Origin of the sequence: Enterobacter oligotrophicus (genome assembly GCF_009176645.1) — a bacterium.
In the GTDB taxonomy this organism is placed as follows: Bacteria; Pseudomonadota; Gammaproteobacteria; order Enterobacterales; family Enterobacteriaceae; genus Enterobacter; species Enterobacter oligotrophicus.
In genome coordinates, this window is the sequence record NZ_AP019007.1 from 1,190,676 (window position 1) to 1,214,173 (window position 23,498).

Genomic DNA, 23,498 nt, shown 5'->3' on the forward strand with positions numbered 1-23,498 from the left:
TTACGAAATTATTAGCGGGTGCGTGGGCACACTTCGCCTTCGCCGAAGAAGTAGGCGATTTCACGTGCAGCAGATTCAACAGAGTCGGAACCGTGGGTGCCATTCTCGGTGAAGCTGTCAGCGTAGTCAGCGCGCAGAGTGCCCGCCAGTGCGTTAGCCGGGTTGGTTGCACCCAGCAGGTCACGGTGGCGCTGAACCGCGTTTTCGCCTTCCAGCACGGAAACCACGATTGGGCCAGAAGTCATGAACTCGACCAGACCGTCAAAGAATGGACGACCTTCGTGCTCTGCGTAGAAACCGCGAGCCTGTTCAACGGTCAGGTGCAGCATTTTGGTGCCAACGATCTTAAACCCTGCTGATTCAAAGCGAGCGAAGATGCTGCCAATAACGTTTTTTGCCACCGCGTTTGGTTTAATGATGGAAAAAGTACGTTCAATAGCCATGATAACCTCTGTCAAATGTTCTGTTGTTTTGCATACCTGAGTATGGTGTGGCGCGGATTATAATGAGCAATAGCGCCATTGCCTATGGTTCTACATAACATTTTTTTAAAATGAGACGAAGATTAGCAACAGGCCAGATTTCTCATCCCGTGATGATGGTGCCGACACAGAGGGCACTGTTTTTCTTCGGGATGAAATGTCCAGAACTGACGATGACACGCCAGGCAGGTTGCCGAAAAGGCCTGACGGATGACTGTTTTGGCCGGTTCTTCTTTTTCAATGATGTTTAACGCCTTATGCTGGCACACCGCCTCGCAGCCGCCGCAGCCAGTACAGCGCGCTGTCTCAACCACCAGCGCTGCCGCCTCAAACCGGATCGCGTTTTCCTGGCAGCTTCGCCAGCAGGCACCGCACAACACACATTTCCCTGGATCGACGACGATATCGGACTCACTCTCGCAGGAGAATGCCTTGCGCAGCTGGCGTTTGCCCGGCAGTACGGTACAGGACTTAACATCATCACGTGGAACATGAATAAGTGTTCGACGCGTAACATTGATCTCTTTCTTTGGGAGCAGCCTGAAAGACCAGCCCGGTTCACCGAGCCGACGCAAAGCCAGGTTAAGACCTGCTAGCGCCATCATCCAGGCCGTTGAGTGCTCCACGTCGATACTGATAAAGCGAACACGATGTTGAGCATGCCAGAGCAACAGTTCATTAACCGTGGGTGCCGGGCCGGTAAATGGCCCAACAAGCGTATCGCCACAAAGGAAACGCTTCGGTGGCGTGACACCTGAAATGGCTTCTGCAGGGCAGACAAAAAGGCAGTCTCCGCACTCAATACACCGGGAACCGTCAACGGATATTGTTCCCTCTACCAGAGAAAACACCTGCGCAGGGCACACGTCCGCGCAGGCATGGCAGGAGGCAGAGCGAAAACGGTGACGGACGCAATCGTGCGTTACGCCCATCACCGGGGCAAATGTCATCGTGACCATCAGCCAATACTAAAGAAAACAAAGCGCAGCATCAGTTCGCCGACAATCAGCAACGCGCTTCCTGCCAGCATCGTGCCTCGCGCGTTCTTCAGTCCACCCGCAGCAAAGCAGAGCATACCCAGGACGGAAACACACCAGCTCAGCAAATGCATAATGCGCAGTTGCTCAAGCACCTGCAGCGGCGCGTGAGGGAAGGTCACCACAGTGTTATCCATTGCTGATATGTCCGCCAGCCAGACGGGCTGCATGACAAGGCGAGCAAGCACCACCAGTGTGACGATCGCTACCGCAACGCTTGCAGCACGTCGCGTTTTCGCCGCCAGAGCCACACAGGCCGAACCAATAATCCCCACGGAGCCAATAAACAGCACCAGCGTGTTGAGGTGCTGCCAGGTGACGACCGAAGTGTGAATGTAGATTTGTGCCATACAGAACACATCCACCAGCCCGACAACGCCCGCCACCACCAGAAGCAGTTTCCATCCTGGTTTTTTTGCGAACAGCAGAAGGGTCGCGAGGCCAAGCGCAGCCAGATAGAGACTGGCAAAGATGATTTCACGGCTTAGCCAGGAGCTGGCGACGTGACGCAGCGCGTTCAGGGCATTGAGCGGGTAGCCCATGTGCAGCGCCGAGGCGAGAAGCCCCAGGCTGGCCAGCACAAAGGCTCCTGCGGCGGCAATCAGCAGGCTGCGGTGAGGTGTATCCGTTCCTGTCACTGCCTGACGACCAAACGCCAGCCAGAGCGTTACACCAACCGATCCCTGCAGGAACAGCGTGAAAATCAGCAGCGGTAACTCATGCATGACGTTTCCCCTCTTTCTCTGCACCCTGATGCGCTTTAATCACCAGGTTCGGCTTCGTTATCGATGAATCCGGCAACCCTTTCGCATCGCAGACCGTGCCGTATTTCGCCCGCAGTTCATCAATCGGACCAAATTTGATCGCTTCGAGTGGACAGGTTGCCACGCAGACAGGCTGCTCCCCTTTCGCCTGTAGATCGACACAGAGATCGCATTTCGACATCTGTCCCGTCTGCTCATTGAGCTGAGGCGCGCCGTAAGGGCATGACCACGCACAATAGCCGCAGCCGACGCACTTATCCGTATCGACACGCACGATGCCGTCGCCCGGACGCTTGTGCATCGCGGTGGTTGGGCAGTTTTTGGTGCAGATGGGGTCCGCACAGTGGTTACAGGAAATAGAGAGCGTATAGGCAAAGACGTTATTGCTCACACCGCCCTGCCCGGTCGGGATGAAATTCCCGCCGTTGACTTCGTACACGCGACGAAAACGACGCCCGACTTCCAGATTGTTTTTATCTTTGCATGCCACCTGACAGGCTTTGCAGCCCGAGCAGCGGGAAGAGTCGATAAAAAAGCCCAGTTGTTTGTCGCTCACTGGCGCGTAGTGTTTGAACTGACTCATGCTTTAGCCACCTCCACCAGCATGGTTTGATGTGAATTCCCTTTCGCAAGCGCGGTGATGCGGGCCGAACTGAGCACGTTCGCACAGCCGCCCTTATCAACGCCCTGCTCATCCGGCTGCCACCAGGCTCCGGCCTGCATTGCCACCACGCCCGGAATGATGCGTGGCGTAACCTCTGCCGGGATTTCGCAAATGCCGCGGGCATTATGAATACGCACGGTATCGCCCTGCGCAATGCCACGTTTTTGCGCGTCCTGTGGATTAATCCACAGCTTTTGCTGCTGCGCCTCTATCAACCACGGGTTGGCATACTGGGTGGAGTTGGCTCGGTTTTTCCCTTTCCAGGTAATCAGCTGCAGCGGGAAGGTTTTCGCCAGGTCATCTTCTGGCCCTTCATGGGCGGGAACGTAATGCGACAGCGCCGGAATTTCCGGGTGATGCATGTCATAGAGACGTTTCGAGAAAATCTCAATTTTCCCTGAGGGCGTCGGGAACGGATGATTTTGCGGATCGCGAATATTGTCTTCAAAGGCGATAAAAGGCGCACTTTTGAAGAGATGCTGACGTGTTTTTTGCAGCGTCGCGAAGTCAGGCAGATTTTCGTCTGGCATCGCCAGCCGGGTCTGTTCCCAGATATGTTCAATCCACGCTTTTTCATCACGACCCTGGCTGAACTCACGCTCAATACCCAGTTTAGCGGCAACTTCACGCAGCCAGTCATAATCTGAACGGCGCTCAAATTCAGGTTCGATCAGCTTCTCTGACAGAATCAGATAGCTTGCTGTTCCCCAGGTTTCACCAATATTCCAGCGTTCCATAAAGCTGGTTTCAGGCAACAAGAGGTCGGCGTATCTGGCACTCGGCGTCATAAACAGATCGCTTGCAACGATAAACTGAATTTTCGACTCGTCTTCCAGTACGCGGGTCGCCCGGTGAAGATCGGGATTCTGGTTTGCAAGATAGTTACCCGCCAGCGAGAAGAGGATACGGATATTGCTGTCCAGTTTTTCGGCATCCTTCAGGCCCACATCAGGCGTTACCTTTGAGGCGTCGTCAGCGGCCTGCACCCAGTTCATTACCGAAATTTTCGCTTTCACCGGGTTATCCGGCATTTCCGGGCCGGCAGCGAATTTTCGGTTTGCACAACCGCCATAGCCAGCCGCCCAGCCCCCTTTAACCCCGACGTTGCCGGTCAGCGTCGCCAGTAAGGTGGAGCCACGGGCGGTACGCTCACCGCAGTTGTGACGCTGCGGGCCCCAGCCCTGAATCAGCGCGGCAGGTTTCGTTGTGGCGTAATCACGCGCCAGTTGACGGATCGTCTGCGCTGGCACATGGGTGATTTTCTCTGCCCATTCTGGCGTTTTCGCCACACCATCTTTCGCGCCAGTCAGGTAAGCGACGAGAGATTCGTTCTCCGGAACGCCTTCCGGCATTGAGGCTTCGTCAAAACCGAGGGTATAGCGCTGAATAAAGTCACGATCGTGCAGATTTTCCGTGACAATCACGTACATCATCGCATCCATCAGCGCATTGTCCGTGGTGGGGAGCAGCGGTATCCACTGATCGGCAAGCGAGGAAACCGTATCAGAGTAACGTGGATCGACAACGATAAAGCGTGTGCCGTTTTGCTTCATCTTCTGGTAGAAGTAGTTGCTGTGGCCGAAAATGGTTTCCGTCGGGTTATGCCCCCAGAGAATAACCAGTTTGGTATCCAGCAACGTGTCCAGAGAACTGCCGCTGGCGGCAGTTCCGTAGGTATAGGGTGTTGCAGCCGCCGTATTACCCATACTCACCGAGTGATAGCTTTCGAGATAGCCGCCCGTTAAGTTGAGCAGGCGACGAACCATTTTATCGCCGGAAAAAGTACCACCGGAAACCGCTGTTCCCACATGAACATAACGTGAGGATGCGCCATATTTTTGCGTAATAGTTTTTAATTGATTCGCAATAAGCGTGGTCGCTTCATCCCAGGAAATACGTTCGAATTTTCCTTCACCGCGTTTTCCCACGCGTTTCATCGGGTATTTCAGTCGATCGGGATGATATACGAATTTTCTGTATGCACGTCCACGAATACAAGCGCGCATTACTGGCATTTGAGGATCAAGTTCATTATCCGGGCGCGTGGAGATTCGGGTCACCACACCCTCACTCACATGAGCACGAATATCACACTTGCCACCGCAGTCAAAGGTGCTGCACGTCTGCACCACTTTTTCTTCGGGGATAATATCTGCTGCAGGTGTAACCCTCGCCTGTGCTTTCCCGGCTGTCGCGATAAACGGAAGCGCAGCCAGCGCTGAACCCGCCTGTATAAAATTACGCCGCGAAATAGCCGGAACCAGGCTGTCTCCCTGGCTGTTTATTTTTTTCATTGCTCGTTCCTTCAAATAAAAATGCATTCTCGTGTTTTTGCAGGAACGAACATTGATAATTATCAAGCTAATCCTTCAGGAGTATCCTCAACGATCTAATTCAAAGGTTACCGTTGCAATTTGGCCCGTTTCATCCATGACGAGTAATTGATATTTGCCTGGCAAAGACAATTGAAGAGAATAATTCCTGTTTCGATTCTCTAAGGGTTCTCCATTTAAAAACCACCATCGCTGCCCTTCTCCACCGCTGGTCGAAACCGAAAGGGTCATATTTCCCTCGCCAGGGAGACGTTTAATCACCGCCCCCTCTCTGATACCCGAAAGTATTAGCGGCGGCACGTTGTTATTGTCCAGCGGCGGGCAATGGGTTGAGGAGGCTGGCAGACGTGCCGCCCTTTTTTCAGCAGCGGGCAGCCAGGGCTCCAGCGGCAGTGGCCACACATCGACTATCTTCTCTGTTGCATCCGGGCAGTCTGCCGCAACGCGTTTACCTGTTTTATCCACCCAGATCGGGAAACGAATCCCGCGGATGCCTTCCTGCTCTGGCAGCAGTAGCGTCGGCGGTTCACTTCCCTCCAGCAGCCATGTTGAGAGGCGGCGTCGACAGTTTTCACTCCCTTCCGGCTGCGACTGACCACCAGGCCAGCAGATTACGCCCCGTCCCACGCCTGAAGGACGGGGATCGCGTGGCAATCGCGCCTCATCAATCGTTGAGCGAGACTGAAGCATATTATTCACCTGATTCAGCAGAGGCACAGCGCTCGCAAAACCAAACTGCCCCGCCACCGGCGTACCATCCGGTCGCCCGGTCCAGATGCCAATGACGTAACGAGCGTTGATCCCGATGGCCCACGCGTCGCGGTAGCCGTAGCTGGTGCCGGTTTTCCACGCCAGCGGCGCGACCTGCGGCAGGGCGTTATCCGGCAAGGGTTGCGCTTCATTAGCCAGAATACGGCGAATAATCCACGCAGAGCCTTGCGATAATAAAGGGCGCTCGATCAGCGGATCGCCAGGCTGTAAACGTAATCGCCCGGCTTTACCGTGTCGGGCAAAAGCGCTGTACGCGGCGGTAATGTCAGCCAGTCGCGCACCAGCGCCCCCCAGAATTAAGGACAAATTAGGCTGCGCACCCGCAGGCAAAATAAGGGGTAAACCTGCATTGTTCAGCATCCCTGCAAAGCGTTTTGGACCGAACGCTTCCAGCACCTGAACAGCAGGCAGGTTGAGGGAACGCACCAGCGCTTCGCTCATGCTCACCGGCCCGTGAAAGCCACTGTCGAAATTACCGGGGCGATAATCCCCTGTTTTTCGCGGCACATCCTGGAGCAATGAGGCAGGATGAATGAGGCCATCATCCAGGGCCATGCCATAAATAAAGGGTTTTAGTACCGATCCCGGCGATCGAATGGCGTTGACCATATCCACATGGCTGAAGCGCGTGTCATCATTGATATCCACCGATCCAACCCAGCCGCGTACTTTCATATCCGTATGATCCACGACGATCATCGCTAACGAACTGCGCGCAGGCAGACGCGATTTCCAGTTCATCGCCAGCTCTTCAAGCTGCCGTTGCAGGGATGCATTAAGGGTAGTCACAATTTTTGTATCGCGACTTTTACCGAGCATCATGCGTGAAAAGAGTGGTGCCAGCTGTGGCATTTGCCGTGGAGCCAGCCATACGGGCTCCTCGCGGGATTCTTTAACCTGTTCTGCCGACCAGACGCCCTGGGTCACCATTCGCTCAAGAACTTTATTACGTGCCGCTTCCGCGCGTTCCGGCCAGCGGTCAGGACGTAAGCGGCTTGGTGCCTGCGGCAACACGGCCAGCAGTGCTGCTTCGGAATAACTCAGTTGTGACGGCGGTTTTCCCAGATAGGTCCAGCTTGCCGCGCCCACCCCCTGCAGCGTGCCGCCAAAAGGGGCCCGGTTGAGATAAAGCGTGAGAATGTCTCGTTTAGAGAGGTGCCACTCCAGCTGAATAGCACGCCAGAGCTGACGAATTTTGCCGCCAAAAGTGCGCGGATGAGGATCAAGAAGACGTGCAACCTGCATAGTGAGCGTGCTTCCTCCGGAAACGACCTTCCCGGAACGGAGATCCTGCCAGGCGGCACGCAGTACGGAGAAAGGGTTTACACCGGGGTGATCCCAGAACCAGCGATCTTCATACTGGATCAGGGCATCAAGATAACGCGGGGAAACCTCTTCAATGGTAACCGGATAGCGCCAGATGCCTTCGCTGTCGGCAAAGCGCCAGAGCGGCGTACCGTGCTCATCCACAACCACCCGCGCAGGATTGACCTCTTTCAGGGGCAACGGCCACAGGCGGTCAGCAGCAATTATCAGCCCCCATAAAACGAGAAGCGCTCCCGCCAGCCACAGCCAGCGGGAGCGTATCAGACGAGCCATAAGCATATTAAGGAACAACAATCAGCGGACCACTGGCCGCCCCCGTTGCCCGCCACTGCGGAACATACATGGACTCGACCATCGGAACCGGCACCTGGTAGGTACCCGGCGTTACGGCACGAGCCAGATAGACCAGCGTGACCGGCTGACCTTCATTGACTGGTACTGCCGCCACAAAGCGATCGTCACGGAATTCCATATGCTGAATATCCGCCTGCTGCATCTGGCTGAGCAGGTTCTGCACTTCGCTGCCGCTGTCCTGCAGGCTGGCGCTGCTGTTCGCCAGGTTCTGATTTTCCAGCTCCAGCCCTGCCGGAAGCAGGTCAACCACCAGCGCATCCGGCACATTCTGGCTGGCTTTGACCTCAAGCCACACCAGCACCAGTTCGCCGCTCTTGAGAGAAGAGAGGGATTTCGTGCTGCCGTCTGTCGCCAGAATATGACGTTCAACCTGCAAGACATTAGAAGACGGCTGAGGTGCATATTCCGGATAACCGGTGCTGTCCAGGCGCACCCACAGCGGCGCGACACCAGTGTTGGTGACCTGCAGCGCGCCAAGCTGGTCGCCGTTCAGGTTTTGTAGCTGCGGCTTATCGCCGCTTAAGGTGGTATCAGAAAGTGAGGTTGTGGCCTGCCATGCCCCTGAGAGGGTTTGCAGCGAACGTCCGGCCAGGAATAGCGCATTGCTCTCCTGCGTGGATAGCCAGCGCTGGCTAAACGCCTCTTCAGACAAGGCGTTTAGCAGTGTGTTCTGCGCATCCGGCAGTAGCTTGTACTCTTCCAGAAGGGAAAGCATCAGTGCGTTGTCGCGAAGCTGACTGCCGTAATCCGCCATCCAGTTTCTGCTGTCGTTACGCGGCGTCTTGAGAGCCAGATCCAGCGCTTGCTGGCTGCGTGGTGCGTCACCCATCAATTTGAGCGCCATACCCAGTTGCATCAGCGGCAGACCGGAAGCGGCCTGCGCGTGGCGCTCCCAGATCTCACGCAATGCACCAAGCGGTGCTTTTTGCTGACGCGCCAGCACCAGCGCAGCATAAGCCTGCACGGCAAACTTACTAGCCTGCGTGTCGTCGCTATAGCGGATGGACATCATGCCTGGGTCCTGCAGATAGCGCAGCAGTCGGTTGTTAGCGTTGTTTACCGCATCAGTGGGGACGCTATAGCCTTGCTCTCCTGCTCGAACGAGGAAATCTGTTACATAGGCTGTCAGCCAGTATTCTTCCGGGCCGTTTTTATCCCACAGCGCGAAACCGCCGTCGTCACGCTGCATTTGCAGCAGGCGGGAGATACCGAGATCAATAGCCGCACGACGTTTATCGTCCGTATCACCTTTGATGCCAAGCGCTGCCAGCTGCGCCGCGTTGGTATAGAGCGACGGGAACAGACCGCTGGTGGTTTGCTCCAGACATCCGTAAGGATAGGCCTGCAGTTCGCGAATATAACGCGCCAGATTGAGAGGCGGTTTGCCGCTGAGCAACAGTTGCCCCTGCAACGTTGCCGAAGAGAAACCGTTGATATGCTGTGCTGGTGCGATCCAGGACTCGCCTGGGTTCAGCATGGCACCAGTATTCACCGTCTGCGCCGGGAAGGCCGGACGCACACCAATTTTCCAGCTCTTCTGCTGCGGTGTAAACGTCTCACCAGGCAGTTGAAGGCCCGTCACCTGAGCGGTAAGTTCCCCGTCGCCATAACCATCCAGCGCACGTACAGGAATAAACATCGTACTGCGCGCGCCAGGCGGGAGCTGTACCGGCTGGGGCTGCGCCCCTTCAAGTGCCAGCTTACCGGACGCCGTTAATGCAATGTTCAGCGTTTGCGGCTGGTCGGTCAGGTTGGTCAGATCAAGCGTCAGCCGTGAAGTATCGCCACTTGCCAGGAAGCGCGGCGTGTTAAGTTCGGTGATAACCGGTGCGGCCACAATCACCTTGCTCTCACTGCTGCCGAAATCGTCTTCCGTCCATGCCTGCGCCATCAGACGCAGCTCACCATTGAAATCACCAATCGGCAGCGTAATGGTGCCTTCACCATTGGCATCCAGCGCTACCGGTTGCGCCTGCTGGGCGATGATCGTGACGTGGTTCACCAGCGGTTTACCGCCGCGCTTCAGCTCGTCACCGTCACCACCGAATCGCAGGGCAGCCATACGTCCCTGCCCTTCAATCACCTGGCCGTAGATATCGTAGATATCCGCGCCGTAGCGCTTCTGGCCGAAGAACGCCTGCCACGGATCTGGCGTGACGTAATCAGTAATATTCAGTACACCGCTGTCTACCGCTGAAACGAGCACATTCACTTTTTGAGGTACGGCCCCCTCTTTCACACTGGCTTTTACCTTCACGGACAGCGTCTGGTTTGGACGTATCTTCTGCGGGTTTTCCAGCGCGATGTTCAGGCGGCGATTCTCGTCGCCCATCGGCAGATGCAGCAGACCAACCGCACGTTTCGGCGTAGCGGATTTGGATTTATCGCCAGGACGCACCACCAGTGTGCTGAGGTAGAGGTCGTGACGTTTCCAGGTTTTATCGACCGGAATATCCAGATCAAGGCCGTTTGCCGGTACGTCGATCTCTTTCCACCACAGCGGCCCCTCGCTGGATTCGATCATCGCGTAGCCTTTACCCGCAGCCGGAGCGGCGATATGCAGTTTGAGGGTGTCGCCTGGCTGGTAGGACGGTTTATCCAGTTTCAGGGTCACGCGGTCAGGACGCGCCGCGCCCGTGCCGTCGCTGTTATCCTGCCAACTGTAGCCAGCCCAGAAGCGCACACTGCTCACCATTTCGTCAGGTGCTTTGACTTCCAGGCGATAAGAGCCCCACTCCACCGGGAAGGTGACTTTTCCCGTTTCATCGGCCTTGAGGGTCAGTTCCTGCTCGCCTTCAACCAGATCTTTTTGATCAAACTGAGACTGCCAGCCATCGCTCTCTGACCAGTTCCAGTAGTAGTCACGACGCTCGCGGATCAGACGTACCTGTAGCCCGGAAACGGCTTTTTTAGACCCACTGGCATCGGCATAAACGATGTCAAAGCTGGCATTGCCGTTTTCATCAACGATAGGCTGGTTGATGGTGGTATCAGTGCGATAGTCGTAAACCGCCTTGCTGGCGAACTGCGGGCGGATGCCTGGCAATGTCGTTGCGGGCCAGATAGCCTGCTCAGCGCGACGCGTCACCGGACGACCGCCCGACTCAAGCAGGCTGGCCTGCAGGATCAGTTGCAGCGGGGAGTGCACCTCTTTCCACTGACTTTCGGTTGTGACCTGGCCGCGGCCCTGATCATCCAGCGTAAGCTGAACCTCGTCCAGGCTGCGGCTCAGGTTCTCCTCGGCGATATCACCAAACTGGAAGCCCGGCAACGCAGCGACGGCCTCACGTAACGGCCGCAGGAAAAGCTGGCCTTGCAGCGTATTACCGTTAGCGGGTGCACCATACAGGTAATATCCCACCACGTTAAAGTCCACATCATCCTGCGGTGAAACTGGCGCTTTTTGTCCCGTCAGGTTCAGTGCCATCCGCTCCGGCATAAAATCTTCAACATGGAAGTCCCACAGACGCTGCAGGTTATCGCCCGTATTGGCGCGGATATGCCACATGCCGGTCTGCGCCCCGCTGTCGAGCGGATAGTTAAAGCGATAAAGACCGTTTTCCGGCTGGATAACGGTGGTGCGTGCCACCTGCCCGTCCGGACGCAGCACATCAAGTTTTATCGGCTGCGCAGGCAACGGCTTACCGTCGCTGTCGCGCAGTAAGCCATTGAGGATCACCGTTTCACCCGGACGATAGAGATCGCGCGGGCCAAACATAAAGAACTGTTTGCTGTATCCTGGCGCACCCGCAATATCAAACTCCGCCAGGTCAAGCGCCGGGAGTTTGAGGTCGAGCAGCGTGGTCTGGCCGTCCTTGCTCGCCAGAACCAACGCCGCCTCTTTATCAGTTTCGAGTTTTGCATGACCGTCCGCATCGCTGTTTGCCTCAGCAAGGGTCTGCCCTTTATCGTTCAGCAGCGTAACGGTCACACCAGATTGTGCCGCGCCGTTTTCCAGGCTCTGGGTGAAGATGTCCAGACGATTATGATAACGGTGAGCGGACAACCCAATATCACTTAAGGTAAAGAGCGTGGCGGCATTGCTGTAGTTGTAGTGCCCGGCCTGGTTCATCACCGCAATGTAGACGCCAGACTGCTGAAGCGGCTTAATATCCCGCAGCGGCAGCAGCAGTTTTTCACGCGTGTTGCGCGCCGGGTTAAGGTCAAAACGACCGGTATAAACCAGCTCAGCCATCTTCAGCAGATTGTCAGACTCCCAGTTGGTCAGGGAGTTACGGTATTCCCACTGGCTGACAAACGAGGCCAGTGACTCCGGCTTCACGCGGTAGAAGTTCACATCCACATTATTGACGTTAAGCGCCATCACCGGCAGACCTTCAACGACTTTACCCGGCAGCAGCGAGCCACGGCTGGCGAAACCCACGGTCGGTTCAACATCTCTTGTGGTCAGGGCTTTTTCGTAATCAATACCAAAAGTCGCTTTGTTCAGCGCCTGCAGATTACGTTCAACGGTAACGACCAGATTACGGTTTGGCTCCAGGTGGCGCAGGCGCAGCTCTTTCAGGTTTGGTGCAAGTTCCCACGCCCCGTCCACTTTGCCGCTTTTTTTATCAACCACATGCACCGTTTTGGCGAAATCCTGATCGGGATTCAATGGAACAGAGAAGGTCAGCACCAGCGTGGCGGCACCGTCAAGCTGGACTTCGGAGGCATCCAGCAGGGTCAGCTCTTTCCCCTGACTCTGTGCGGCCAGTTTTGCCAGCTTTTCTGCGTCTGGTTTTTCCGGTGCTTTTGGCGTCGTGGCGGTAGATGCTGCGGGAGCCGCTGCCTGAGGTTTTTCATCGCTGTTATCACAGCCGACAAGCGTGAACGTGGTAAGTAGCGCGAGAGCAATCGCGGCTAAGCGAAACGGTTTCATCCTTTGTCCCTGGCCCGTGGAGCCTGTTGGTCGTCATCCGGATAAGTATTATCCGCAAGTTTCATTAATACAAAAAGTCCAATTTTAGAATCTGGAATGCTTCTCGCAACTTGCGCGCGCGGAGAACACCGGCCCTGTTACGCCGATCACACCCTTAAACGTTACATGTTACTTTTCAGGTCATTTGTTTTTAAAACAACAAGATAGATGGATGCACAGGCTCATTGCCTGCTAGTTTTAAGCCTAAGACGCACGCAGAGTGCGCGGTTCAAAAAGAGAGAAAGCCATGAAACGAGCCGTGAACGCCTTACAAAATTTCGGAAAATCACTTTACGGTCCTGTACTTATCTTACCCATTGTCGGTCTGTTTATCGCCTTTGGTAATGTGCTGGGTAACGGCAACCTGGCTGAATATCTGCCGTTTTTGGGGCATCCGCTGATTCAGCATATTGGCCAGCTGATCGCCAAATCTGCCGTGTCGGTGCTGGTTAACCTTGCGCTGGTGTTTGCCGTTGGCATTCCTATTGGCCTGGCCGCACGCGATAAAGGCTACGCGGCGTTGATTGGCCTGGTCACTTTTGTGGTGTTTATCAATGCCATGAACGTCACGCTGCAGTTACAGGGTGCACTGGCACCCGCAGATCAGATGAAAGCCGCCGGGCAAAGTATGGTGTTGGGCGTTCAGGTGCTGGAGATGGGTGTCTTTGCTGGCATTTTGACCGGAGCGCTTTCTGGATACCTGTATAACAAATACTCCGGCGTACAGTTTAACGGCGCAATGGCGATTTACTCCGGCCACTGCTTTGTCGCCATCGTGATGCTGCCCGTCTCCATGCTGCTCGGCGTGCTGATGAGCGAACTTTGGCCATTTGCCCAGCACGGTATTAGCGCGATGGCGCTCGCCATCAAAGGCTCTGGCCCGTTCGGCGTAGCCATCTACGGTTTCCTTGAACGTATTCTGGTGCCGACCGGCCTGCACCATCTGGTCTATACACCGTTCCTCTATACCGAACTGGGCGGCACGCAGGAGGTGTGCGGCGCAACCTATCAGGGCGCACGCAATATCTACTTCGCCGAGATGGCCTGCCCGGAGGTGAAGCAGCTCAGCAGCACCGTAGTGTGGGATGCACGCGGCATCAGCAAAATGTTTGGCCTGCCCGCCGCCGCACTGGCAATGTACATGACCGCAAAGCCGGAGCGTAAAGCTATTGCGAAAGCGATTCTGATCCCGGCGGCGCTCACCTCCCTGCTGGTGGGCGTGACCGAGCCGATTGAGTTCTCCTTCCTGTTCGTTGCGCCGTTGCTGTTCGTGGTGCATGCGGTGCTGACCGGCATCGGCATGATGCTCTTTTCTCTGCTCGGCGTTCACGCTATCGGCGCGAACGGGATTATTGATTTCATTCTTTACAACCTGCCGCTCGGCACGGAGAAGTCCAACTGGCCGATGTACATCGTGGTCGGGCTGATCATGTTCGCCCTCTACTTCGTGGTGTTCCGCTTCCTGATCCTGCACTTCAACATGAAAACGCCAGGACGTGAGGATGAAGATCAGGAGACGCGCCTCTACAGCAAGCAGGAGTACCAGGCGAAAGGCAATAACGACGGGCTGGGCGAGTCCATCGTGGTGGGTCTGGGCGGCCGGGAAAATATTGAAGTGGTGGATAACTGCTACACCCGCTTACGCGTCACGGTGAAGGACATCGCCATCATCGACGAGCCACGCCTCAGGGCGACCGGCGCGAAGGGGATTATCAAACAAGGTAACAACGTTCAGGTGGTCTACGGGCTGCATGTCAAAAAAATGCGAGAAGCCGTTGAGACGTTTCTCTGAAAGGAGCTAAAGATGTTTACACCCCCGTTTATTCTCTCTATTGCCGGCGGCGGCAGCACCTACACGCCAGGTATTGTGAAAAGCCTGATGGTGCGTCTGCAGGATTTTCCGCTCGCTGAAATTCGCCTGTATGATATTGACGAAGCGCGCCAGAACACCATTGCGCCGGTGGTTGAGAGAGTCATTCGCGACCACAGCCAGAGCATTAAATTCACCGTGACAAGCGACCCGGAGGTGGCCTTCAGCGGCGCGCACTTTGTTTTCGCGCAAATGCGCGTCGGCCAGTACAAAATGCGTGAGCAGGATGAGAAGATCCCGCTGCGTCACGGCGTGGTCGGCCAGGAAACCTGCGGACCCGGCGGGCTGGCGTATGGTCTGCGGACGATCCTGCCGATGGTGGAACTTATCGATCGGGTGGATCGCTACGCGCATGAAAAAGCCTGGATCGTTAACTACTCTAACCCGGCGGCGATCGTCGCGGAAGGCGTGCGCCGCCTGCGCCCGAATGCCCGTGTGCTAAACATCTGCGATATGCCGGTGGCCGCGATGCGCAATATGGGGGCGATTCTGGGCGTGGATCGCCACAAGCTGGAGGTGGACTATTTTGGTCTGAACCACTTCGGCTGGTTTACCCGTGTGCTGGTGGACGGCGAAGATAAACTGCCGGAACTGCGCCGCCATATCGCGAAGTTTGGTCTGCTAACGGAAGATGCGGCGAAAACTGACCCGCAGCACTCCGATCCATCGTGGGTGAAAACCTGGCGCAACATAAAGCCCGTCATGGACAACTTCCCGGAATATCTGCCGAACCCGTATCTGCAGTATTACCTGATGCCAAACCAGATTGTGGAGCACCAGAACCCGGACTATACCCGTGCCAACGAAGTGATGAACGGGCGTGAGAAAAAACTGTTTGCTGCAGCCGAAGAGTACAAGCGTACCGGGATTTTGCCGGATGCCTTCCACGTGGGTGTACACGGTGAGTTTATTGTCGATGTCGCCCGTTCGCTGGCCTTTAACCTGCGGAGCCGCCATCTGGTGATGGTGGAAAACCGCGGCGCAATTACCAACCTGCCATACGATGCGGTGGTGGAAGTGCCAGCCTATATCACTTCCGAAGGGCCGGAACCCATCCGCGTGGGCCAGGTGCCGCTGTTCCATCAGACACTGCTGCAACAGCAGCTCGCTTCCGAACAACTGCTGGTAGAGGCGACCATCGAAGGCAGCTATGAGAAAGCGTTGCAGGCATTCACCCTGAACCGTACCGTGCCGACCATGGAGCACGCAAAAGCGATTCTGGATGAGATGATCGAGGCCAACCGGGAATACTGGCCTGCGCTGCAAAAAGCCTGGCAAAACGGCGAAGCGGTGAAAAAATAAGGGCTTGCTCGCGAGTTGAACGTGGTTTGCTTGTCGGTGTCAGAAAAAACACCGACAATCCTTTTTTACAGAAAAGAATGGAGGCAACCATGTCCACTTCATATTTTGTCGCCGCCGACTGGCTGATTGAGCACGGTGACGACCCGGAAGTCCAGATTATTGACGCGCGAATGGCTCCGCCGGGGCAGGAGCATCGCGACATTCCCGCCGAATACCGTGCAGGGCATCTGCCCGGCGCGGTATTTTTTGATATCGAAGCCCTTTCCGATCACACCTCTCCCCTGCCGCACATGCTGCCACGCCCGGAAGCCTTCTCCGTGGCGATGCGTGAACTTGGCGTGAATCGCGACAAACATCTGGTTATCTACGACGAAGGTAACCTCTTTTCCGCACCGCGCGCGTGGTGGATGCTGAAAAACTTCGGCGTCGAAAAAGTCTCGATTCTGGCGGGCGGTCTCGCAGGCTGGAAGCGCGATGAACTGCCGCTCCAGCAGGGTGACGTGACGCTACCAGAAGGGGAGTTCGATGCGACATTTGACGCGAACGTGGTAAAACGCCTGACTGACGTACTGGTGGTCAGCCATGAAAAAACGGCGCAAATCGTCGATGCCCGCCCTGCCCCACGTTTTAATGCTGAAGCGGATGAACCACGTCCGGGGCTGAAGCGCGGCCACATTCCGGGCGCACTGAACGTGCCGTGGGGCGATCTGGTGTTTGAAGGCGAACTGAAAACCACCGACGAACTGCGCGCTATATTTGTCCGTCAGGGCGTTGATTTGCATCGTCCGATTATTGCCAGCTGCGGCTCCGGCGTGACGGCGTGCGTGGTCATTCTGGCTCTCGCAACGCTGGGAGCAAACGATGTGTCGCTGTATGACGGCGCATGGAGTGAATGGGGTGCGCGCGACGACCTGCCGGTTGAACCCGCAAAATAATGGATAACCGCCTGACAACGTTGCTAACGCGCGGGACGTCACTGACCCGCGCAGAGTATCGTGTGCTCGCCCACCTCACGGAGCATCCGCTACTGGTGGGCAACATCACGGTGCGCGAACTGGCGCAGGTGACATTTGTCTCGACCGCCACCATCATGCGCTTATGTCAGAAACTGGGTTTTAGCGGCTTTAGCGAGTTTATCTGGCACTGCAAGCAGTTACTTTCAGACACGCCACACATTGCCGTCCAGGGGCAATCCCTCCCGGAACTGCCCGCGCTGTTCAGCCAGTTTATCGCCAATTATCAGCAAACTTTTCAGTGGGTGACACAAGACAAGCGTCAGCAGTTTGCCGATCTGCTCCGCCAGAAAGAGAGTTTCTTTCTCTACGGTGCGGGGTTTTCTTATCTCTTCGCCGAGTACCTGACCAAGAAATTGCAGGTGCTGGGCAAAACGGCATTTATCTCCGGGCCAGGTGACAGCCGGAACATTTTCCTCAGTAACGCCGCACGCTATCAGGTATTTATTGCCGTCTCCCGCAGCGGTGAAACGGAGCAGGTGCTCGATAAAGCGCGGATCGCCAAAAATGTCGGCATGAAGGTCGTCGCTTTTACCCGCGCCTCTGCGAATACGCTGGCGGGGATGGCGGATCTGCATTTCGCGTTGTATGACGAAGCGGTGCACTACGCCGCCGAAGCGGCAGGCGTAACGTCGTTTGAGTCGAACCTGGTACTTTTAATGGATTTACTGCTGCTGGAAGCAACGGGGTGAAACCACCCCGCTGTAATCAGATGATGCGGTTGGTCTTGAGATCGCGCAGGAACCCGCCCCAGCGACGCTCATAAAATGGCGTGATGTGCTCGGTAATAAAGTGGCTGATGCCTTTCTCGCCTTTTTTCACCTCACAAATATCAATCGGTTCATCGCCCGGCAGCGTGTCGGTAGCTACGCTTCCCGTTGCCTGAATGATCTCGTCAATATCACCGTCAGCCTCAATACCAATCAGCAGCACTGGCTGCTCGTCGGCGCTCTCTTTGATGGAGCAGAGGAACGCGCGTTTCACCGGCTTGATGGTTTTGAACAGCGTGGTCAACGAGTCAATCATCTGCGCAGGCGGTTCGGCCACTTCAGACAGCAGCAGCGTTTCGCCCCCTTCCAGCACTTCCTGCGTGCTGAGCGGGTTACCCTCTTCGCCAACCAGATGGCTGATTTCACGCGGGGTGAACTCTTTTCCGGTCGGCAGTTTGGCATTGAGGAACAGCGTTTCGCCCAGCGTCATTTCAAACAGGGTACGCACCGGCATCACCACAAACGCCTGCTCATCTTCAACTGCTTGCTGCAATGCTTCCAGAGAGGTAAAGAACGGGATCACCGAGGTGCCATCGTCTTTCTCCCAGTGCAGCAGATCCAGCGCGCTGTCTTCCACAACCTGTTCGCCTTCCGCAGCGGTTCCCGGCACCCAGACGGTGGATTCCAGCAGCGTGCGGAAAAACGCCGGACGGTGGGCGGGCTCAGTCGCCGCCTGCTCCAGCAGGGTTTCTAATTCGTTTTTGGTTTCAGACATAACAATTCCAGATGATGCATTTCCCCCTCACCCCGGCCCTCTCCCTCAAGGGAGAGGGAGCAAACCATCCCCTCTCCCCCTGGGAGAGGGTTAGGGTGAGGGCAAAAAGATTACTCAGCCGTCAGCAGGTTCGCCACGGTACGCACGCCCAGGCCAGTCGCGCCCGCTGACCACTGCTCAACTGCCGCTTTACGGTACGTCGCGGAGCAGTCAATGTGCAGCCAGCCTTCGTGATAATTTTCAACGAAGTGAGACAGGAAGCCTGCCGCTGTGCTTGCCCCCGCCGGGTACGCTGCGCTGGCGGTGTTGTTCAGTTCGGCGAAGTTAGACGGCAGCTGGCTACGGTGGAACTCGGCCAGCGGCAGACGCCAGAACGGCTCGTTTTCCGCAGCCGCGCTTGCCAGCAGGCGAGCGGCCAGCTTGTCGTCGAAGCTGAACAGGGCGTGGTAGTCGTTGCCCAGGGCGGTTTTCGCCGCACCGGTCAGGGTCGCCATGTCGATAATCAGCTCTGGCTTCTGCGCAGAGGCATCGATCAGGCCATCGGCCAGCACCAGGCGGCCTTCGGCGTCGGTGTTCATCACCTCAACGTTTTTACCGTTGCGATAGCGGATGATGTCGCCCAGCTTGAAGGCATTACCGCTCACCATGTTGTCCGCGCAGCACAGGTAGAGCTTCACGCGCTTGTTCAGACCGCGAGTGATAGCGAACGCCAGCGCGCCGGTAACGGTCGCCGCGCCGCCCATGTCGGACTTCATGGAGTCCATGAACGCGCTCTGCTTCAGACTGTAGCCGCCGGTATCAAAGGTAATGCCTTTCCCGACCAGGCAGGCAAAGACCGGTGCTTCTTTATCGCCGGTTGGGTTGTAATCCAGCGCCAGCAGCACCGGAGGACGCTCAGAACCACGGCCCACGGTGTGGATGCCCATATAGTTCTGCTCGCGCAGATCTTCACCTTTGGTGATGCGGTAGGACATCTTGTCGCCCGCCACGCCGCACAGCAGGTCAACGGCACGCTGCGCAAGCTGCTCCGGGCCTAACTCTTCCGCCGGGGCGTTGATGGTGTCGCGCACCCAGTCGATGATTTTCAGGCGGCTTTCCAGCTCTTTCTGACCGGCTTCATCGAGGCTCGCCCACTCAATTTTGCGGGTGCCTTTTGGTCCTTTGTAACCCGCCCAGAATGCCCAGCTACGGTCAGTGTCCCAGCCTTCGCCGTCCAGAGACACATGTTTAATGCCCAGACCGTCAATTTTGCGTGCGGCGCGCTGAATCAGGCCGGTATCATCTTTGCCCGTCAGGTGCAGGGTAATACCGTCGTTGTTGATGCTGTACGTGGCTTTTTCGCCCCAGCGTGCGTCAGCAGGCTGGGTGGAGAGCGTAATCTTCATCGCTTCGGTCATTTTATTTATCCTTATTAGCAAACGGGCCGCCTGAAGGCAGCCCGTTAAGTGATTTACTCTGCTTCATCTAACCAGACTAACAGAATCGCCTCCAGAATTTTTTCATTGGATGCGTTTGGATCGTCGTCGAAATCCTCTAAATCGCAGATCCACTGATGCATGTCGGTGAATCGTACGGTCTTCGGATCGAGATCCGGGTTCGCGTCGTAGAGCGCTTCGCCGATTTCACGGCTGTTTGTCCACTTCAGTCCCATATTAGTGCTCGCGTGCGTGGTTGATGGTGTAGCGTGGGAATTCCACGACCAGATCTTCATCGGTCACCAGCGCCTGGCAGCTTAAGCGGCTGTCTGGCTCCAGACCCCATGCTTTATCCAGCATGTCGTCTTCGTCTTCGGTGCTCTCCGCGAGAGAGTCAAAACCTTCACGCACCACGCAGTGGCAGGTGGTGCAGGCACAGGATTTCTCACAGGCATGTTCCACCTCGATACCGTTGCGCAGGGCAACATCGAGAATGGTTTCACCGGTCTTTGCTTCCAGAACAGCGCCATCCGGACAGAGGTCCGCATGAGGCAAAATAACAATCTTTGGCATATTAAACCTCGTCCACGGACTGGCCTTTCAGCGCGACGCGGACAGATTTGTCCATGCGGCGAGCAGCAAAGTCCTGGGTTTGTTTATCAACGTTTTTAATGGCTTCTTCTATCGCGTCAGCGTCATTGCCTTCTGCGACTGCGCTTAAGTGCGCGGCGGCGTCGTCAATCACCTGGCGCTCAGCGGCGCTTAACAGCGCGGCATCGGCAGCGAGCGCGCCGTTCAGACTCTCCAGTACGCGTGCGGCTTCAACTTTCTGTTCCGCCAGCATACGCGCCTTCACATCCTGCTCGGCGTAGCTCATTGAATCCTGAATCATGGAGGCGATTTCGCCATCGGTCAGACCGTAGGACGGCTTCACCTGGATGGACGATTCCACGCCGGTCGATTTTTCCATCGCCGTGACGCTCAACAGGCCGTCCGCATCCACCTGGAAAGTGACGCGAATATGCGCCCCGCCCGCAGGCAGTGCCGGAATACCGCGCAGCGCAAAGCGCGCCAGAGAACGGCAGTCCTGCACCAGTTCGCGTTCGCCCTGCATCACATGGATGGACATCGCCGTCTGGCCGTCTTTAAAGGTGGTGAACTCCTGCGCACGCGCCACCGGAATGGTGGTGTTACGTGGGATCACTTTCTCCACCAGGCCGCCCATGGTTTCTAACCCCAGAGACAGTGGAATAACGTCCAGCAGCAGCATTTCACTGTCCGGCTTGTTGCCAACCAGAATATCGGCCTGGATTGCCGCGCCCACGGCAACGACTTTGTCCGGGTCAATGGAGGTCAGTGGCGTGCGGCCAAAGAATTCACCTACACGTTCACGCACCAGCGGTACGCGCGTTGAGCCGCCGACCATGACCACTTCCAGCACTTCGTCAGCTTCGACGCCCGCATCTTTTAATGCGCGACGACAGGCCAGCAGCGTGCGTTTTACCAGGGAGGCAATCAAGTCGTTGAACTGGTCGCGGGTGATATCACCCTGCCAGCCTGCGACGTTTACCGTCACAGACTGGGCATCACTCAACGCGATTTTGGCCTCGATGGCCGCATCCAGCAGTTCACGCTGTACGCGCGCATCGCTGCGATCGGCAATCCCCGCCTGCTCGCGGATGTAATCCGCCAGCAGATGGTCGAAATCATCGCCGCCGAGCGCGGAATCTCCACCGGTCGCCAGCACTTCAAACACCCCGCGGCTCAGGCGCAGGATCGAGATATCAAAGGTGCCGCCGCCAAGATCGTATACCGCAATCACCCCTTCCTGACCGGAGTCCAGGCCGTAGGCAATCGCTGCAGCAGTGGGTTCGTTCAGCAGGCGCAGCACGTGCAGGCCCGCCAGACGCGCGGCATCTTTGGTGCCCTGACGTTGTGCATCGTCAAAATAGGCCGGAACGGTGATCACCACGCCGTCCAGATCGCCGCCGAGCGTCGCCGTCGCACGCGCCGCCAGCGCTTTAAGGATGTCAGCGGAAACGCGAATCGGGTTCAGCAGACCAGCCGCCGTTGCGATCATCGGCAGGCCGTTTTCACTGGCCTGGAGCTGATACGGCAGATGCGGGTAGCGGGTCTGAATGTCGGCCAGCGAGCGGCCCATCATGCGCTTAACAGAGCTGATGGTGTTGGCCGGATCGCGCGCGGCGTTGGTGCGGGCATCAAAGCCGACCGCGTGGCCCTGCTGCGTGTAGTGGACCACGGAAGGCAGCAGATGGCGGCCCTGCTCGTCGGCCAGCGTTTCCGCCTGGCCGCTACGCACGGTCGCCACGAGGGAATTGGTGGTGCCGAGATCAATACCCACCGCCAGACGACGCTGGTGCGGTGCGGCACTTAAGCCAGGCTCACTAATTTGTAATAAGGCCATAATTGCTTCCGAAATTAAAAATCGAGCAGCTTTTCTTCGAGTTGTTCAGCACTGCTTCGCAGTTTATCGAGAAAACGGAGTTTGCGCACAGTGTCTGCCGCCACGTCCCAGGTCTCGTTGTTCAGTTGCTCCACCATCTGCTGATGGCGGGTATCGAACATACCCTTCACGCGCCTGATAAAGCCTTCCAGACGCGCTTCGTCTTTGGCCTGTTCAATCTCATCCAGCTCTTCACGCAGCTCCAGCTGTTCCATCAGAAACGCGGTGTCACGGACGGTGTGCTGTTCGCTTGCCAGGTCAAAGCCGTGAAGCGAGAGCAGATATTCTGCACGCGCCAGCGGATGGCGCAACGTCTGCCAGGCCTGGTTGATGGTCGCGGATTGCGAAACCGCCGCCAGTTGTTCAGCCTGTGTGCCGCTGGCAAATTTGTCCGGATGGTACTGACGTTGCAAATCCTGAAAACGGATCGTCAGCGACTGGAGGTCAATCGGGTATTGAGCGGGTAGTCCGAAGAGAGTGAAGTAATCCATAACAATCTCAGGGGTAGCCTGTCAGAACAAACCCCACGCGTAGCAAAGCCACGGTGGGGTTTCGGATAACGCGTGGTTAAACGTGGAAACTTTCGCCGCAACCACACTCGTCTTTGACGTTCGGGTTCGTGAATTTGAACCCTTCGTTCAGGCCTTCTTTGACGAAGTCCAGCTGAGTGCCGTTGAGGAATTGCAGGCTTTTGCCATCGACCACCACCTTCACGCCCTTGTCTTCAAACACGGTGTCGTCGGACGCCGGTTCATCAACAAACTCCAGTACGTAAGCCATACCAGAACAGCCGGAGGTGCGTACGCCCAGTCGCAGGCCAAAGCCTTTACCACGGTTCGCCAGAAAAGAGCTTACTCGCGCGGCAGCGCTGTCGCTAAGGGTAATCGACATACTCAAACCTCAATTATTTTGCTTCACGTTTGCTTTTATAATCCGCAATGGCGGCTTTGATCGCGTCTTCTGCCAGAATAGAGCAGTGAATTTTCACCGGCGGCAGTTCGAGTTCTTCAGCAATATCCGTGTTCTTGATTGCCTGTGCTTCGTCCAGAGACTTGCCCTTCACCCATTCGGTGACCAGGGAGCTGGACGCGATAGCAGAACCGCAGCCGTAGGTCTTGAAGCGCGCGTCTTCAATGATACCTTCATTGTTGACTTTAATCTGCAACTTCATCACGTCGCCACATGCCGGTGCACCGACCATGCCGCTACCGACAGATTCATCGCTGTTGTCAAAAGAGCCAACGTTGCGCGGGTTCTCGTAATGATCGATAACTTTTTCGCTGTATGCCATGATTGAATT

The 23,498-nt window shown here is 56.4% G+C and carries 19 protein-coding genes; 4 read left to right on the forward strand and 15 right to left on the reverse strand.

Annotated elements, in window-relative coordinates:
* Positions 1 to 11 precede the first annotated feature (11 nt).
* From ndk to EoCCA6_RS05670, 7 genes are all read right to left on the reverse strand, one after another.
* Positions 12 to 443: a nucleoside-diphosphate kinase gene (gene ndk, locus EoCCA6_RS05640; RefSeq protein ID WP_152081845.1), complete on the reverse strand. Its 432-nt coding sequence runs from the start codon at positions 441 to 443 to the stop codon at positions 12 to 14.
* Between the two features lie 122 nt (positions 444 to 565).
* Complete coding sequence (locus tag EoCCA6_RS05645; protein WP_152081846.1) at positions 566 to 1,441, reverse strand: 4Fe-4S binding protein; 876 nt, start codon at positions 1,439 to 1,441, stop codon at positions 566 to 568.
* Positions 1,441 to 2,244 carry a dimethyl sulfoxide reductase anchor subunit family protein gene (locus EoCCA6_RS05650; protein WP_152081847.1) on the reverse strand — a complete coding sequence of 268 codons (804 nt, stop codon included), beginning with the start codon at positions 2,242 to 2,244 and terminating at the stop codon, positions 1,441 to 1,443. Before EoCCA6_RS05650 ends, EoCCA6_RS05645 begins: the two co-directional genes overlap by 1 nt.
* Positions 2,237 to 2,866: a DMSO/selenate family reductase complex B subunit gene (locus EoCCA6_RS05655; protein WP_152081848.1), complete on the reverse strand. Its 630-nt coding sequence runs from the start codon at positions 2,864 to 2,866 to the stop codon at positions 2,237 to 2,239. The genes EoCCA6_RS05650 and EoCCA6_RS05655 overlap by 8 nt, the downstream gene beginning before the upstream one ends.
* Complete coding sequence (locus EoCCA6_RS05660; protein ID WP_308436678.1) at positions 2,863 to 5,241, reverse strand: DMSO/selenate family reductase complex A subunit; 2,379 nt, start codon at positions 5,239 to 5,241, stop codon at positions 2,863 to 2,865. The genes EoCCA6_RS05655 and EoCCA6_RS05660 overlap by 4 nt, the downstream gene beginning before the upstream one ends.
* Positions 5,242 to 5,328: 87 nt before the next feature.
* Positions 5,329 to 7,656 (reverse strand): peptidoglycan glycosyltransferase PbpC, encoded by a 2,328-nt coding sequence (pbpC, locus tag EoCCA6_RS05665; protein ID WP_152081850.1) that lies wholly within the window; start codon positions 7,654 to 7,656, stop codon positions 5,329 to 5,331.
* A gap of 1 nt (position 7,657) precedes the next feature.
* Positions 7,658 to 12,610 carry an alpha-2-macroglobulin family protein gene (locus tag EoCCA6_RS05670; RefSeq protein ID WP_152081851.1) on the reverse strand — a complete coding sequence of 1,651 codons (4,953 nt, stop codon included), beginning with the start codon at positions 12,608 to 12,610 and terminating at the stop codon, positions 7,658 to 7,660.
* 286 nt (positions 12,611 to 12,896) lie between these two features.
* Here EoCCA6_RS05670 and EoCCA6_RS05675 point away from each other — a divergent pair, with 286 nt between their 5' ends.
* The 4 genes from EoCCA6_RS05675 to EoCCA6_RS05690 all read left to right on the forward strand — a co-directional run bounded on the left by EoCCA6_RS05675 (position 12,897) and on the right by EoCCA6_RS05690 (position 17,526).
* Positions 12,897 to 14,441 carry a PTS transporter subunit EIIC gene (locus tag EoCCA6_RS05675; RefSeq protein WP_152081852.1) on the forward strand — a complete coding sequence of 515 codons (1,545 nt, stop codon included), beginning with the start codon at positions 12,897 to 12,899 and terminating at the stop codon, positions 14,439 to 14,441.
* Between the two features lie 12 nt (positions 14,442 to 14,453).
* Positions 14,454 to 15,821, forward strand: coding sequence for a 6-phospho-alpha-glucosidase (locus EoCCA6_RS05680; RefSeq protein ID WP_152081853.1), 1,368 nt, complete (start codon positions 14,454 to 14,456; stop codon positions 15,819 to 15,821).
* Between the two features lie 89 nt (positions 15,822 to 15,910).
* Positions 15,911 to 16,756, forward strand: coding sequence for a 3-mercaptopyruvate sulfurtransferase (sseA, locus tag EoCCA6_RS05685; protein WP_152081854.1), 846 nt, complete (start codon positions 15,911 to 15,913; stop codon positions 16,754 to 16,756).
* Positions 16,756 to 17,526 (forward strand): MurR/RpiR family transcriptional regulator, encoded by a 771-nt coding sequence (locus EoCCA6_RS05690; protein WP_152081855.1) that lies wholly within the window; start codon positions 16,756 to 16,758, stop codon positions 17,524 to 17,526. The genes sseA and EoCCA6_RS05690 overlap by 1 nt, the downstream gene beginning before the upstream one ends.
* Positions 17,527 to 17,542: 16 nt before the next feature.
* On the opposite strand, the gene sseB is transcribed toward EoCCA6_RS05690, so the two are convergent.
* From sseB to iscU, 8 genes are all read right to left on the reverse strand, one after another.
* Positions 17,543 to 18,319 (reverse strand): enhanced serine sensitivity protein SseB, encoded by a 777-nt coding sequence (gene sseB / locus EoCCA6_RS05695; protein ID WP_152081856.1) that lies wholly within the window; start codon positions 18,317 to 18,319, stop codon positions 17,543 to 17,545.
* A gap of 110 nt (positions 18,320 to 18,429) precedes the next feature.
* A complete protein-coding gene (gene pepB, locus EoCCA6_RS05700; RefSeq protein WP_152081857.1) occupies positions 18,430 to 19,716 on the reverse strand; it encodes an aminopeptidase PepB in 1,287 nt (428 codons plus the stop codon).
* 53 nt (positions 19,717 to 19,769) lie between these two features.
* Positions 19,770 to 19,970: a Fe-S cluster assembly protein IscX gene (iscX, locus tag EoCCA6_RS05705; RefSeq protein WP_152081858.1), complete on the reverse strand. Its 201-nt coding sequence runs from the start codon at positions 19,968 to 19,970 to the stop codon at positions 19,770 to 19,772.
* A 1-nt stretch (position 19,971) separates the two neighbouring features.
* Positions 19,972 to 20,307, reverse strand: a complete 336-nt coding sequence (gene fdx, locus EoCCA6_RS05710) for an ISC system 2Fe-2S type ferredoxin (RefSeq protein ID WP_014071345.1) — start codon at positions 20,305 to 20,307, stop codon at positions 19,972 to 19,974.
* Position 20,308: 1 nt separating this feature from the next.
* Complete coding sequence (gene hscA, locus EoCCA6_RS05715; RefSeq protein WP_152081859.1) at positions 20,309 to 22,159, reverse strand: Fe-S protein assembly chaperone HscA; 1,851 nt, start codon at positions 22,157 to 22,159, stop codon at positions 20,309 to 20,311.
* Between the two features lie 14 nt (positions 22,160 to 22,173).
* Entirely contained in the window at positions 22,174 to 22,689 is a 516-nt protein-coding gene (gene hscB / locus EoCCA6_RS05720) for a co-chaperone HscB (protein ID WP_152081860.1), read from the reverse strand.
* A gap of 76 nt (positions 22,690 to 22,765) precedes the next feature.
* Positions 22,766 to 23,089 carry an iron-sulfur cluster assembly protein IscA gene (gene iscA / locus EoCCA6_RS05725; RefSeq protein WP_003860659.1) on the reverse strand — a complete coding sequence of 108 codons (324 nt, stop codon included), beginning with the start codon at positions 23,087 to 23,089 and terminating at the stop codon, positions 22,766 to 22,768.
* 13 nt (positions 23,090 to 23,102) lie between these two features.
* Positions 23,103 to 23,489: a Fe-S cluster assembly scaffold IscU gene (iscU, locus tag EoCCA6_RS05730; RefSeq protein ID WP_003860661.1), complete on the reverse strand. Its 387-nt coding sequence runs from the start codon at positions 23,487 to 23,489 to the stop codon at positions 23,103 to 23,105.
* Positions 23,490 to 23,498: the final 9 nt, after the last annotated feature.